Origin of the sequence: Peptostreptococcus anaerobius 653-L, assembly GCF_000178095.1 — a bacterium.
Taxonomy (GTDB): Bacteria; Bacillota; Clostridia; order Peptostreptococcales; family Peptostreptococcaceae; genus Peptostreptococcus; species Peptostreptococcus anaerobius.
Genome location: NZ_ADJN01000018.1, coordinates 19,678 through 33,166 on the forward strand (window position 1 = coordinate 19,678; position 13,489 = coordinate 33,166).

15 protein-coding genes are annotated in these 13,489 nt (G+C 37.7%); 2 read left to right on the forward strand and 13 right to left on the reverse strand.

Annotated elements, in window-relative coordinates; all coding sequences use genetic code 11:
- Positions 1–6: 6 nt before the first annotated feature.
- From ligA to HMPREF0631_RS02550, 13 genes are all read right to left on the reverse strand, one after another.
- Positions 7–2,109 carry an NAD-dependent DNA ligase LigA gene (ligA, locus tag HMPREF0631_RS02495; protein WP_002843299.1) on the reverse strand — a complete coding sequence of 701 codons (2,103 nt, stop codon included), beginning with the start codon at positions 2,107–2,109 and terminating at the stop codon, positions 7–9.
- Position 2,110: 1 nt separating this feature from the next.
- Positions 2,111–2,596: a thioredoxin-dependent thiol peroxidase gene (gene bcp, locus HMPREF0631_RS02500; protein ID WP_002843250.1), complete on the reverse strand. Its 486-nt coding sequence runs from the start codon at positions 2,594–2,596 to the stop codon at positions 2,111–2,113.
- A gap of 147 nt (positions 2,597–2,743) precedes the next feature.
- Entirely contained in the window at positions 2,744–3,013 is a 270-nt protein-coding gene (locus tag HMPREF0631_RS02505; RefSeq protein ID WP_002843178.1) for a hypothetical protein, read from the reverse strand.
- Between the two features lie 15 nt (positions 3,014–3,028).
- On the reverse strand, positions 3,029–3,754 hold the full coding sequence (locus HMPREF0631_RS02510; RefSeq protein WP_002843289.1) for a YebC/PmpR family DNA-binding transcriptional regulator: 726 nt from the start codon (positions 3,752–3,754) through the stop codon (positions 3,029–3,031).
- A gap of 182 nt (positions 3,755–3,936) precedes the next feature.
- Complete coding sequence (gene nadE, locus HMPREF0631_RS02515) at positions 3,937–4,695, reverse strand: NAD(+) synthase (protein ID WP_002843231.1); 759 nt, start codon at positions 4,693–4,695, stop codon at positions 3,937–3,939.
- Positions 4,696–4,863: 168 nt separating this feature from the next.
- On the reverse strand, positions 4,864–5,508 hold the full coding sequence (locus HMPREF0631_RS02520; protein WP_002843222.1) for a YigZ family protein: 645 nt from the start codon (positions 5,506–5,508) through the stop codon (positions 4,864–4,866).
- A 236-nt stretch (positions 5,509–5,744) separates the two neighbouring features.
- Complete coding sequence (locus HMPREF0631_RS02525; protein WP_002843181.1) at positions 5,745–6,167, reverse strand: NUDIX domain-containing protein; 423 nt, start codon at positions 6,165–6,167, stop codon at positions 5,745–5,747.
- 57 nt (positions 6,168–6,224) lie between these two features.
- Positions 6,225–6,902, reverse strand: a complete 678-nt coding sequence (locus HMPREF0631_RS02530) for a HEAT repeat domain-containing protein (RefSeq protein ID WP_002843276.1) — start codon at positions 6,900–6,902, stop codon at positions 6,225–6,227.
- A 117-nt stretch (positions 6,903–7,019) separates the two neighbouring features.
- Positions 7,020–7,151, reverse strand: coding sequence for a hypothetical protein (locus tag HMPREF0631_RS10280; protein ID WP_002845067.1), 132 nt, complete (start codon positions 7,149–7,151; stop codon positions 7,020–7,022).
- A gap of 134 nt (positions 7,152–7,285) precedes the next feature.
- Positions 7,286–7,891 carry a 30S ribosomal protein S4 gene (gene rpsD / locus HMPREF0631_RS02535; RefSeq protein ID WP_002843206.1) on the reverse strand — a complete coding sequence of 202 codons (606 nt, stop codon included), beginning with the start codon at positions 7,889–7,891 and terminating at the stop codon, positions 7,286–7,288.
- Between the two features lie 262 nt (positions 7,892–8,153).
- Positions 8,154–8,624 carry a YbaK/EbsC family protein gene (locus HMPREF0631_RS02540; RefSeq protein WP_002843228.1) on the reverse strand — a complete coding sequence of 157 codons (471 nt, stop codon included), beginning with the start codon at positions 8,622–8,624 and terminating at the stop codon, positions 8,154–8,156.
- A gap of 28 nt (positions 8,625–8,652) precedes the next feature.
- Positions 8,653–10,386: a phospholipase D-like domain-containing protein gene (locus HMPREF0631_RS02545; RefSeq protein ID WP_002843237.1), complete on the reverse strand. Its 1,734-nt coding sequence runs from the start codon at positions 10,384–10,386 to the stop codon at positions 8,653–8,655.
- A gap of 4 nt (positions 10,387–10,390) precedes the next feature.
- The gene (locus HMPREF0631_RS02550) at positions 10,391–10,651 is read right to left on the reverse strand and encodes a cysteine-rich small domain-containing protein (RefSeq protein ID WP_019595233.1); all 261 of its coding nucleotides are present in this window, start codon (positions 10,649–10,651) and stop codon (positions 10,391–10,393) included.
- A gap of 171 nt (positions 10,652–10,822) precedes the next feature.
- Here HMPREF0631_RS02550 and hflX (HMPREF0631_RS02555) point away from each other — a divergent pair, with 171 nt between their 5' ends.
- Both hflX (HMPREF0631_RS02555) and hflX (HMPREF0631_RS02560) read left to right on the forward strand, forming a co-directional pair.
- Positions 10,823–12,133, forward strand: coding sequence for a GTPase HflX (gene hflX / locus HMPREF0631_RS02555; RefSeq protein ID WP_002843232.1), 1,311 nt, complete (start codon positions 10,823–10,825; stop codon positions 12,131–12,133).
- A gap of 13 nt (positions 12,134–12,146) precedes the next feature.
- Positions 12,147–13,439, forward strand: a complete 1,293-nt coding sequence (gene hflX / locus HMPREF0631_RS02560; RefSeq protein ID WP_002843297.1) for a GTPase HflX — start codon at positions 12,147–12,149, stop codon at positions 13,437–13,439.
- Positions 13,440–13,489: the final 50 nt, after the last annotated feature.

The window sequence follows — 13,489 nt, forward strand, 5'->3', positions numbered from 1 at the left end:
TGTCATTTATTCATTAGCTAGGCTGTTTATTACATCTTCCTTTGAATCAAGGTCCAAGATTGAAACAAATCTCGCTTCATCTATAACCTTTACCCCTAAAGATATGGCCTTATCAAGCTTTGATCCAGCCTCTTCACCTGCTAAAACAAAATCAGTTGATTTACTTACGCTTGATGTCGCCCTGCCTCCAAGGTCTTCGATAATCTTCTTGGCATCATTTCTCTTCATAGTTGGAAGAGTACCTGTAAGAACTATCTTCATCCCTTCAAACAGCATAGGTCTATCCGTTTTTTCCTCTTTTATATTTTCAAAATTTAGACCAGCTCTTCTAAGCTTTTCTATTGTTTCCTTGTTCTTGTCTTCTTCAAAGAACTTCTCAACACTGTCTGACATTATAGTACCAAACTCGTCTATCTTAATCAAGTCCTCTGATGACGCTGCCATTATCTCGTCAAGGTTATTATAGGCCTTGGCAAGTAATTTTGCTCCCTTTAGTCCAACAAACTTGATACCTAGACCGTTTATCAGCCTCCAAAGTTCGTTTGTCTTTGATTTTTCAATTGATGCCATAAGGTTTGCTACCGACTTCTTACCCATTCTTTCAAGCTGTTCCAAATCGTTTGGATCCAGATAGTATAGGTCTGCTATATCCTTGATCAATTCCTTATCTAATAGGAGCTTGACAATGGATTCTCCCATGCCCTCTATGTCCATGGCGTCCCTAGATACAAAATGGATTATACCACGCCTGATCTGGGCTGGACAAGATATATTGATACACTTGACCGCAGCTTCACCCTCTAGCCTTACTGTCTCTTCTCCACACACAGGACAGTGCTTAGGCATTTCAAAGACAATTTCAGAACCGTCTCTCTCATCAAAGTCTACCTCTAATACCTGGGGGATTATCTCTCCCGCCTTTTGAACCAATACTGTGTCACCTATCCTGATATCTCTTTCCTTGATATAGTCTTCATTGTGAAGAGAGGCCCTAGACACACTTGTACCTGCTAATCTAATTGGCTCTAATACTGCTGTAGGAGTAAGAGTCCCTGTCCTACCAACCTCGATTTCTATATCTAGCAACTTGGTCTTTTTCTTCTCTGCTGGGAACTTGTAGGCAGTTGCCCACCTAGGACTCTTAGCAGTAAAGCCTAGAACCTCTCTTTGGTCTAGAGAGTCTACCTTTATAACCATTCCATCTATATCATAGTCAAGTTGACCCCTCTTGTCTGTCCAATATTCTATATGGTCTATCACCTCATCTATGTTGGTACATAGTTTATAGCCTTTATTTATTTTTAGACCTAGTGATTCCATATATTCAAATGATTCGCTGTGCTTTTTTATACCTAGTTCATCCATGTTCTCAAGGTTGAATATAAATATATCCAGCGGTCTTTTGGCAGCAAGTCTAGAATCGAGCTGTCTTAGGGATCCCGCTGCAAGATTTCTAGGGTTTGCATAGACTGGTAGGTCGTGGTCGATCTGGTAGGCATTTACCGCCTCAAAATCAGCCTTAGATATGTATACCTCACCTCTTGCAATCAACTTCCTGTCTTCATCTATTTTTATAGGTATCGTCTTTATAGTCTTTATGTTGTCTGTTACATTTTCACCTATAAAGCCATCACCACGTGTAGCCCCTATTTGAAGTACACCTTGGTCATATGTAAGCCCTACAGATAGGCCGTCTATCTTAAACTCAACCACGTAGTTCACATCACCACTTACAGATGACCTGACCCTCCTATCAAAGTCCCTAATCTCCTCCTCAGAAAATACATTGCCTAGGCTGAGCATGGGTCTTTGGTGCCTATACTGGTCAAATTTTTCAAGGGCCCTACCACCAACCCTGACACTAGGTGAATCTGGTGCCTTTAGGTCTGGATACTTGTCCTCCAAACCTATCAGACACCTCATCATCCTATCATATTGGTAGTCACTTATTTCAGGATTGTCCTTGTTATAGTAACTATCACTGTGGTAGTTAAGGGTATAGGTAAGGTCTCCAACAAGGTCTCTTGCCCCATCAATATCCAAACTACCTATGTCTATATCTTCTATCTCTTCAAAACTTATAAGTTTAATCTCTTCTCTATCAGTCATACTAGTCTCTCAAAAAATCTCCCTTTAATATATCATCTGCATTAGTTGCAGCCTTCATTCTCTTGCCGTCCACAATATCTACTATTGTACCTTCTTCGTCTATTAGGAAGGTAGTCCTGCTGATTCCAAATCCTATCTTGCCGTATAGTTTTTTCTCAGTCCATACACCATAAGCCTCTATAACCTCTCTTTCTGGATCTGAAAGCAGTGTAAATGGAAGGTCATGCTTGGCAGTGAAGTTTGTATGAGCCTTCTGACCGTCCCTACTGATTCCTATGACCTCTGCACCCTTTTCCTGAATCTGTGGGTAATTGTCCCTAAAGTTACAAGCCTGCTTAGTGCATCCCGGTGTATTGTCCTTAGGATAAAAATAAAGTATTACCTTCTTGCCCCTGTAGTCTGACAGGGACACCTTATTGCCATCCTTATCCTCTAGTGTAAAATCTATCGCCTTGTCTCCTATGTTTAACTTTCTTTCCTTAGTCATAATCAATACCTCTCTTTCATTTCATCTCAATACCTATATTATACCCCATATATCAAGTCCTTTAATAGGTAAATAAGGAAAAATCAATATTGTTTGCAAAATAAAAAACTATGCAGAAATTAATCATGCATAGTTTCTATCTTCGTATTATTTTTCTTCTGAAGAGTCTTCAGATTTTTCATAGAATTCTTCATAAAGGGCCTCACACATATCAACCGGTCCAGCTCCATCTAGTAGAGGTGCCTGGTATGTCTTTATGTATAGGACCACTGGGTCACTGTACTTGTAGACATCTATCTCCACATGAGTATCAGCATCTTCTTCAACCAACCTATAGTTGAATACAAATGTCCCTATCCTATAGCCCTTCATATTATAGTCGAATACTTCAAATTCATTGCCTATATTTTCCAACATATTATTCTCCATCAATTATTCAACGTCAGGCATTTCCCAGTTGTGGTGAACCTTCTGAACATCATCATCGTCTTCAAGTATATCAAGAAGTTTCTCAAGTGACTTAACCTGTCCCTCGTCATCTACTACACTTGTAGTCTGAGGCAATAGCTTAACATCAGCTGCTACAAACTCATATCCCTTTTCTTCTAGTCCATCTCTAACAGCATTGAAGTCTTCTGGTGATGTAATGATTTCAAATCCATCTTCATCTGGTATAAAGTCTTCAGCACCTAACTCTAATGCTTCTTCCATCAACTGTTCTTCTTCAGCATTTTCGTTTGATATAAATATCTGTCCCTTTCTATCAAACATGAAAGATACGCAACCTGGAGTACCTAGGTTACCATTGTTCTTGTCGAAGTAGTATCTTACATTACCTGCTGTTCTGTTCTTGTTGTCAGTAAGTGTTTCAACTATTATTGCTACACCACCTGCACCATATCCCTCATAAGTGATAGATTCATAGTTTTCACCATCTCCACCACCTACACCTTTTTTGATAGCTCTATCTATATTATCATTTGGCATATTGTCAGACTTAGCCTTTACAATAGCCGCCTTTAGTGATGCATTGTATTCTGGATCTCCGCCGCCTTCTCTAGCTGCAACTGCAATAGCCCTTGCATGCTTTGTAAATACGTTTGATCTAGCTGCATCCTGCTTATTCTTTCTTCCTTCAATATTATGAATACGACCCATAAAATTTCTCCTTACCTTCAAAATTTATTTATTTGAAATTATTTAATCAATATACTACAAGATATTATTTTACCATACTATAGCTTATAAGTAAATAATTTGCGACTCTGATTTAAACAGTTTATTTCATTAATCTAAGTTATTGTTTAAATTCAACCAATAACCACTACACTAATTCACCCCTAGTCCCACTTAGGTGGTCTTGGCACTGGCACCCTCTTGTGTTCGCTGACCCTATGTAGCCTATCGATGATAGCAAGGTCTTTTTCAGGTACCTGGTCCCTCTTGCCCTCAATCACCATATCTATATACTTGTAAGTTGTTCCCATCTCGTTTTCATCAGTCTGTCCATCCCATAGACCTGCTGATGGAGCCTTGCTGATTAGGTCATCATGGATTCCTAGCTCCTTAGCCCATTCATATACTTCAGCCTTTGTAAGGTTGGCAAGTGGTAAAAAGTCTACACCACCATCACCATACTTTGTAAAGTATCCTGTCAATAATTCAGCAGCATTGTCTGTACCAGCTACCAAGTAGCCCATGTTGTTGGCTATTGTATATATAGTAGACATCCTGATTCTAGCCCTTAGGTTGGCATCTGACATCTTCCTAGTCTCTGGTCTATATAGGCCTTTTTCATCTAACTTGTCCTTGACCATCTCAAGTATCATCCCCTGAGGTTCATCAAGAACTAGCTCAAGGTATTCTATACCACATCCGTCTATAACCTTCATAGCATCCACCCTGTCCTGAGGATTAGACTTGATATTTAGTATTACACCCATAGAATCATTAGGGAATGCCTTTTTGATCAAGTAGGCTACAACAGCAGAGTCTATACCACCTGATATACCTACTATTACACCCTTACAGTGGGCTTGTTCAACCCTTTCTCTTATCCACTGAATTGTCTTGTTTATCTGTTCACTTCTAGTTGACATAACTACAGCTCCTTTTAAAATTTTTATTTATCTTATTTACAACATTGCTATCATCTTAATTTACTGCATTATCTATATCTTATTTACAATATTGTCTATCGCCTTAATTTACTACATTATCTATATCTTATTTACAGCATTGTCTCTCATCTTATTTTGTTTAAATGCCTACTTTAATATCTTGCCATCGATAACTGAAAAATACATCTCTTCTCCATCAATAATATCAGCCTGACCTGAGGAAATTTCGGTTGCAAGGTTTTTCAAATCATCTATCCTATCAAATTCGCAATTTACCACTATAGTAACATTGTCTGTATACAAAATATCCTCTAACTGGTATTCATTGCCAGCAAGTTCATTTTGCAGCTTGCCTAGCAGTGTATAATCACAAGCTATGGATATCCTCCTAAATAACTTCTTTTCCACAATCTTAGCTGCTTCAAGACCTATCTTTGCACCCTTGGTATAGGCACGAACTAGACCACCTGCCCCAAGTTTCACTCCACCAAAATACCTAGTGACAACTACTACAACATCTCTTAGGTCTTCTTTTTTTATGAGTTCAAGTGTAGGTATACCAGCTGTTCCCTGTGGCTCCCCATCATCGCTATATCTTTGTATATTCATAGATTGACCTATAGTATAGGCCCATACATTGTGGGTAGCATCCTTGTACTTGGCCTTCATCTCGTCTATAAATGCCCTCGCCTCTTCTTCGCTAGTCACTGGCTTGGCATGACCTATAAAGACAGATTTTTCCACAATATACTCATCTTTTCCATATTCATGTAAGGTTTTGTAGGTTTGCATCTTACATCTCCTTTCAAATCGCTATTAATATTATAGCATAAAAAACGTTGATGGCATATGACTTCCTAGTTTTAATAACTAGGACCACCAGATACCATCAACGTCACATAATGAAGAAAATAAGAAAATTATATTGAAGTTACTCGTAATTTACTATTCTTTCATAAAGTATTTATTTTTAACTAAGCCTCAGACCTACTCAAAAAGTAAGCCCTACTAACCTACTATATTACCTATTAATTAGTGTCGTTTTTCTTATAGTTCTTATATTTCTTATAAGAAACATCTACAAGAGATTTTTCCTTGCTGTGAGTCAACATTTCAAGGGCCTCAGACACCTTATAAAATCCACCACGAAGAAATTCTTTTGATACATCTAGTTCAACGCTTTCAGCTTCCATAACATACCACATAATAGCATTACAAACACGTTGATTTCTACTTCTTGAGAAAAACTCGTATATAGTGTCTCCAGCTATATCTAGAATTCTGGCATCAACACCTGTTTCAAGCTTAACTCTCTGAATAGCACTTTCATGAGGTAGTCCATCACCGACTATTTTTCCCTTAGGTAGGGTCCATTCACCTCTGTCATTTTCTACCAATAATACCTTGTTTGCATAAAATACAACACCACCAGAACAACGTCTCACTATCATTTTGAATCCCTCCAATTATTTAGTAATATTACCTACTACGCACCTACGTAGCGCCGACTAGACTGAGTACTTGATATGTAAGGCATCTAGAGATTCTCTTGCAGCCCTCAGTACATAGTCCTTCTCAAAGTCAGCCTTGAGTTTTATAAGATTTTCAAGAATCTTTATGCTGTCCTTGGTACCCAAGTTGGCAAGAGATTTGGCACAGTACTGTCTGACCTGTGGATTGGTATCTGAAAGTCCCATCTCCATAATATTTGAACTTGAAGTACTGCCTATCTTTCCAATAGCTGAATATGCTATTCTCCTGATATTGGCGTGCTTTTTCTCAGTTATGGGATATAGGATATCCAAAAACCTAGCATCTCTAAATTCACCTGCTGCCCAAACCAAGACCATCAAATCATCAACATTGTCTAACCTTAGTATACCCCTATAGACCTTCCTCTTAAAATCGTTTATGTCTGAGTTCTTAAGCTTGGACATAAAGTCGAGCCTCTCATCCTTAGACAATGATAGAAAATAATCTATGATATCCTTTTCTTCTTGTCCCTGAACAAGACTTTTCTTGGTCTTTCTTATGATATCTTTGGCTGTTATAAGGTCATTATTGACCTCTTCTAATGACTTGTTTCTGACCCTGGCAATTTGTTCAACATTAAGAGATTCTCTATAAAGGAGATATGTTATATAGTAATCCTCAAGGTTGTCGACATTTTCCCATCCTATTACCATCTATCCTCCCCCTATCTCAGTCTTATTAATATTATATTCTCTATAAAAATTGAAATTCCTTTAAGTTTTCGCAATTTTTTTATAAATATCATAAAATACTTATTTTTCGCCGAAAACCTAATCCCAGTCTGTAAACGTTATGCCTAACAATATCAAGCATAGTCCGCAAAATATAAGCTTCATGAAGGATTTGAAGCTATCCCATGCAAGCTCTATTCCACCGCATAATATTTGTAAAAATAGTTCCATTTTATCACCACCTATACTGTAATTATATCACCATTTAGATATCTTTATCAATCGTTAAAGTGGTTTTAATATAAGTATTAATTTGCATAAAAAAAGAGGGTAAATATACCCTCTTTTGAATATTCGTCTTTTTCTTATAATGAAGACTTAGAGTAGAATTCGACAACTAGTGAATCGTTGATTTCGATTGGCACTTCTTCTCTCTCTGGAAGTCTTGTAAGAACTGCTGAATAGTTAGCCTGATCCTTAGTTAGGTAAGGATGTTCGTTTAAAGCAGCCGCTTCAAAGTTAGCCTTGAATAGTTCATTAGTTCTGTACTTTTCTCTTAGTGATATTTCGTCTCCTACTGAAACGATGAATGAAGGTATATTAACCTTTCTTCCGTTAACATGGATATTTCCATGTCCAACCATCTGTCTAGCCTGTCTGATTGAGTTAGCAAGACCCATTCTGTATACTAGGTTGTCTAGTCTACATTCTAATGTTCTTATAACTGCTATACCAGTAGGTCCCTTCGCCTTCTGAGCCTTCTTCATGTAGATTCTCATCTGCTTTTCAGATACTCCATAGTAAGCTCTTAGTCTCTGCTTTTCAAGTAACTGCATACCGTATGGTGATAGCTTCTTGTCGCTTCTTGCAGTTCCCTTACCAGCTCTGTTCATTGCCTTTGGATGACCACATACGTTTAGTCCTAGTCTTCTAGATAACTTAAACTTAGGTCCTCTTGTAATTGATGACATATTCTTTCTCCTTTAAAAATAAATTGTGTGGATGCCTCTATTGGCATTGTCCATTGTAATATGATGGATGTGTGGACCAAGGTCCGCTACATTGTCCATATAGAAGATAAATGCTTGATATGTTTCCCTAATCTAGTAGATATAAGGTTCTATACCTGCATCTAAACTATTGTCGCTCACTACACGACTTTAATATTATACTATATATAATAGTCCTTGTCTAGTATTTTTTCCTAGTATCCTGTGGTATCAACTAAATATCCTAAGCTTCTATCAACTTGCAGACATCTATCCACTCTGCGTCTATAACCTTGTCTACCTCATCTACCCTAAAAGCTACCGTACACTCTGGAGCCCCCGCTGCTGAATAGACTACTTCAAACCTCTTTAATGATTCATCCAGATAAGCTACTACGCCTTTATTTAGACCAAGAGCACATACGCCACCTGGCTTGTGTCCTATGATTGATTCTACTTCTTCCCACGGAACCATCTTGGCCTTTTTCTTGAACATATCCTTGTACTTCCTGTTGTCTATCTTGGCATCTCCAGCTGCAACTATGACAATCGGCTTATCATCTAGCAAAAATGACATAGTCTTGGCTATTAACTTCTCCTCACAACCTATCATCCTAGCTGCATTTTCAACTGTATCACAAGGGTTAGGGTGGATTGTTATCCTATTCGCATATCCCTTTCTCTCCAACTCTTCCTTTACACTTTCGTAAGACATAACCTCAACCTCCTAATAGATATTAATTCTATAGTAGTGGAGATATAAACCTCAACACTCCATGCCAAATCCTAGTCCTCATACTTCTACGTCCAGAATACTTACTAGTGACATCTTCTGACTGGGCAAACATATTTTCCATGTCTATTCTCATCTCTTTTACTAGATCTTCGTCATATATGTAGACCCCGTTTTCAAAGTGCAGGTACAAACTCCTGTAATCCATATTTATAGTACCTATTACACCACACTTGTCGTCTGATATATGCTGTTTAGCATGGACAAATCCAGGACTGTACTCATATATCTTGACTCCATTTCTAGCTAGATTGGCATAGTTTGACCTTGTTATAGCATATATTATCTTTTTGTCTGGAATCCCAGGCGTTATGATTCTTACATCTACACCTCTCTTGGCAGCAAGGGTAAGCTCATCCCTCATTATATCGTCAATTATAAGATATGGAGTTGTTATATATAGGTAGTCGTTTGATGTTTTGGCAAGATTTAGGTATACATTCTCTGCAACCTGTTCTTCATACAGGGGATTTTCTGCAAATGGCTGAAGTATCCTTAGTTTATTTTTGGACTTAGTAACTGATGATTCCTTATTTTCAATGGCTACAGTCTTGTCTTGTGTATCTATAGGCTCGCCTTTTGTGTCCACAATCTTGTCCTCGCCTTTTGTATCCACAATCTTGTCCTCGCCCTTTGTATCTACAAGTTTGTCTTCGATATCGTCTTCTAGTAGGTCTTTTTCATTTAATACATCGTATGATATATTGCACATATCGTATTGGTTTATAAGATTTTCAAGGCTCTCCCTCTCACTCTTATTCCTCCTCATTGCGTGCCACATTTCCAAAAATATCATAGTGAGATTGTCAACCGACCTACCCTTAATCATAATTCCTGTATCTTTCCAGTAACCAAATGGGTTTACAATATTAAAGTACTCATCTGCAATATTATAACCACCTGTAAAGCCTACCTTGCCGTCTATTACAGTTATCTTCCTGTGGTCCCTGTTGTTCATAAATATATTTACTATTGGTATAACCGGATTGAATACCCTACACTTGATACCTTCCTTGTTTAACCTTTTTGAAAACGGCCTATCTACAAAGCCTAGGCTACCGACATCATCATATATAACCCTGATATCCAAGCCCTCGTCAGCCTTCCTCTTAAGTATGTCCTCTATAGCCCTAAAAGAACCAGCATCCTCTATAGCATGATACTCCATAAAGATAAATTTTTGGGCATTTTCCAACTCTTCTTTTAGTTTCTCAATAGCATCCGAAGCCTCTGAAAAATAGACTACATCGTTGTTGCTATAGGCAGGATAGTTTCCGAACTTATCAATATAATTAACATGTCCATAGACATCTGGATCTATATTCTTCAACCTAGACATAAGCTCCCTGTCTCTTTGAAGGACACCATCTGCCATTCCATAGATATATTTAAATCTCCTTCTGATAGATATAGAAGTAAACCTACTCCCTAGCAAGGCATACAGTATAAGTCCTGCAACTGGAGCTACCAATATTCCAATTATCCAAGGAATCTTGATTGCTGAATTGGTGTGCTTGCCTAGGATCCTAAATATTAGTAGGATAGACAATACCCTAAGTACTATGTCCAACTTTGGATACCAAATATTGAGGGCATATACACCACTCAAGATCCAAAATATCTGAAAGGCAAAGCCGAGACCAGCTATAATCGCCCTGTTAGTTCCATTCTTCTCCTTTTTCAAAATATCACCTTCCCTTCGCTAAATCACTGATTTGATCAAACCTACTTATTATATAGTCATAGCCATTCTTACTATGAGGTATCATGCAATTAGAACAGTCTTTTATTCCTCTATCGCTGTATTTATAATTACCGCCACACTTGGTCCCCAGGGCATACAGGGGACAATAGCAAAAAAGGCAGTTAAAATTCTCTAAATCATCCGTCTTGTGACAAGGAAAGAACTCGCACTCTCTATGACTAAAAAACTTATACTTATTTTCCATGTAAGCCCCCTCTCATTTAAGTATTTTCTCTTTACATTCACTAATTATACCATACTCGAGTAATTAATTTAACATATCTTATGTTTATTTATTGATAGTCTATCTGTTTTTTATATGGTATAATCAGATTAATTAACATTTTTTAATAAGGAGTAGTGCATAAATATAAATATGAGCGATTTAGATATAAAAAATAAACCAGAAGACCAGCTTGTTGAAAGGGCCCTTTGTGTAGGACTGAACCTTACTAGCAGGGTAATGCAAGGCTCCATCGGCATAGAAGAGTCCATGGCTGAGCTAAAGGAACTCGTCAAGGCTGCCGGTGCTGAATTCGTTGGTGAGTTGATCCAGAACAAGGACAAGGTCGATACTGCTACCTACCTAGGGAGCGGTAAGATAGAAGAGATAAAAATATATGCAGAAAGTCTTGATGCAACAATGATAGTTTTTAACGATGAGCTATCAGGCGCCCAAATCAGAAATATAGAGGATATAATCGGTAAGAAAATAATAGACAGGACTACCCTTATCCTCGATATATTTGCCCAGAGAGCCCTATCTCGTGAAGGTAAACTACAGGTTGAATTGGCCCAGCTAAAATATAGACTTCCTAGACTATACGGTATGGGTGGTCAGATGTCCAGAACTGGTGCTGGTATAGGTACTAGGGGACCCGGTGAACAGAAGCTTGAAAAAGACAAGAGGCATATCCTAAACCGTGCAGCAGCCATACGTAAGGAACTAAAAGAGGTTGTCAAGCACAGGGAAATCCAGAGAAGCCAGCGTCAGAAAAACAAGATTCCTATTGTAGCCCTAGTAGGCTATACCAATGCAGGCAAGTCTACCTTACTGAATGAACTTATCAAGACCCATCCAGACTACGAGGCAGAAAAAGGTGTATTCGTAAAGGACATGCTATTTGCAACCTTAGATGTAACCCTTAGAAGGGCTCTTCTTCCTAACAAGAGAGAATTTTTACTTGTTGATACAGTCGGCTTTGTAAGCAAACTACCACATGACCTTATCGAAGCCTTCAAGTCCACTCTTGAAGAAGTAAATTATGCAGACCTAATACTTCATGTAATAGACGCTACAAATGAATCTTCAGATATACAAAAACATACAACCGACTCAGTCCTTAAGGACCTAGGAGCAGACGAAAAAGCCACTATAACTGTCTACAACAAGATAGACAGATTAAACCTAGATATATATCCAAAAAGCCAGGAAGATCTTGTATATGTATCTGCTAAACAGGGTATAAATTTAGACAAATTAGTGAAACTAATAGAAAAGAAACTTACGGAGGATTCTTATGAGGTAAACCTACTCCTTCCATATGACAAGGGACAGATTTTTAGCTATTTAAGTGATAAGTATCCAATAGACAAGTTCGAATATACAGATGAGGGAATAGACCTACTTGTATCGTTGGATGAAGTTGATTTTAATATTTATAAAGAATATATAAAAACAAAATAGTGTGGAGGTAAATATGGAAAAATTAATTATTTCTAACAAGGACGTCAGCAAATTCGACGAGGTCGCAGTGTTACTAGCTGTAAATGAGGGTGAGGAATTTCATGCAACTACCGTCTACGAATCAATGATTGAACTAAAGGAATTGGTTCAGGCTGCTGGTAGCGAAACTAAGGCAGAGCTAGTACTCAACCAAAAGATAGACCCTGACTACTATGTAGACAAGGAAAATCTAGAATATGTAGCAAAACACGCACAAGAACTGGAAATAGACATGATAGTGACTATAGACAGCCTAAGTGGTAACCAAATCAAGAACATGGAAGAAGTAACTGGTCTAAAAGTTGTAGACAGAACTATACTCTTACTTGATATCTTCAGCCAAAGCTCAAGCAGGCGTGAAGGAAAGCTTGAAATTGAAAAGGCCCAGTTAAAATACAGGTCTACTAGAATTGAGGGATTCCAGGGAAAATACAAGTACGGAAGTGGTATCGGTGTTTTCAGCCCTAGCAAGAAGAGACTCCTAACTGACCTTAATGAGATAAACGAAAGAATTGATTCCATAAAAACAGATCTTTCTGTAATAGTTAAGAATAGGTTTGTTCAAAGATCTAGAAAAACAGATGTAAAAGCCCCACTAGTGGCCTTTGCAGGATACACTAATTGTGGTAAGTCAACTATTATGAACAAGTTAATAGAACTTGGCCCTGACCATACTAAAGAGAGCGAAGTAATAGTAAAAGACCACATGCTTTCTACACTTGATGTATCACTTAGAAAATCAATGCTTCCAAACGGCAAGGACTTCATGATAGTAGACACTATAGGATTTGTAAGTGACCTTCCTGGAATCATAAGAGAGGCATTCAGGTCTACATTTGAAGAGGTGAGTTACGCTGACCTTATACTAGTTGTATACGATGCTAGCAGGGACGACTTAGAAGCTCAAAAGAGTATCATGGACTTCACATTTGAGAAGATCGGTGTTTCAAACAAGAGAAAAATCGAAGTCTACAACAAGGCTGATAAACTTGACCCAATACCTGAATCAAGCGACAACAAAATCTATGTTTCAGCAAAATCAGGCTATAATTTAGACAAGTTAATCGAAGCAATACAGTTCAATCTTTTTGAAGATAACCAAGATGCTAGCCTTCTTATACCATACTCAAGATTTGATATTTTCAATGAAATAAAGAAAAATAGGGTTATTGAGATGGACGACTTCAAGCATACTGATTTTGGTATAGAGCTAAATATCGTTCTTAGCAAGGATGAGTTTGAAAAATATAAGTTGTTTATAAAATAAAGCTATTTTTATAAGATTTATATCCAAATAAATATTTTCAAATTATTTGT

Excerpts from the sequence above, each read along its gene's own strand:
- ligA (WP_002843299.1), bottom strand. The coding sequence starts at position 2,109 with ATGACTGATAGAGAAGAGATTAAACTTATAAGTTTTGAAGAGATAGAA.
- bcp (WP_002843250.1), bottom strand. The coding sequence starts at position 2,596 with ATGACTAAGGAAAGAAAGTTAAACATAGGAGACAAGGCGATAGATTTT.
- HMPREF0631_RS02505 (WP_002843178.1), bottom strand. The coding sequence starts at position 3,013 with ATGTTGGAAAATATAGGCAATGAATTTGAAGTATTCGACTATAATATG.
- HMPREF0631_RS02510 (WP_002843289.1), bottom strand. The coding sequence starts at position 3,754 with ATGGGTCGTATTCATAATATTGAAGGAAGAAAGAATAAGCAGGATGCA.
- nadE (WP_002843231.1), bottom strand. The coding sequence starts at position 4,695 with ATGTCAACTAGAAGTGAACAGATAAACAAGACAATTCAGTGGATAAGA.
- HMPREF0631_RS02520 (WP_002843222.1), bottom strand. The coding sequence starts at position 5,508 with ATGCAAACCTACAAAACCTTACATGAATATGGAAAAGATGAGTATATT.
- HMPREF0631_RS02525 (WP_002843181.1), bottom strand. The coding sequence starts at position 6,167 with ATGATAGTGAGACGTTGTTCTGGTGGTGTTGTATTTTATGCAAACAAG.
- HMPREF0631_RS02530 (WP_002843276.1), bottom strand. The coding sequence starts at position 6,902 with ATGGTAATAGGATGGGAAAATGTCGACAACCTTGAGGATTACTATATA.
- HMPREF0631_RS10280 (WP_002845067.1), bottom strand. The coding sequence starts at position 7,151 with ATGGAACTATTTTTACAAATATTATGCGGTGGAATAGAGCTTGCATGG.
- rpsD (WP_002843206.1), bottom strand. The coding sequence starts at position 7,891 with ATGTCATCAATTACAAGAGGACCTAAGTTTAAGTTATCTAGAAGACTA.
- HMPREF0631_RS02540 (WP_002843228.1), bottom strand. The coding sequence starts at position 8,624 with ATGTCTTACGAAAGTGTAAAGGAAGAGTTGGAGAGAAAGGGATATGCG.
- HMPREF0631_RS02550 (WP_019595233.1), bottom strand. The coding sequence starts at position 10,651 with ATGGAAAATAAGTATAAGTTTTTTAGTCATAGAGAGTGCGAGTTCTTT.
- hflX (WP_002843232.1), top strand. The coding sequence starts at position 10,823 with ATGAGCGATTTAGATATAAAAAATAAACCAGAAGACCAGCTTGTTGAA.
- hflX (WP_002843297.1), top strand. The coding sequence starts at position 12,147 with ATGGAAAAATTAATTATTTCTAACAAGGACGTCAGCAAATTCGACGAG.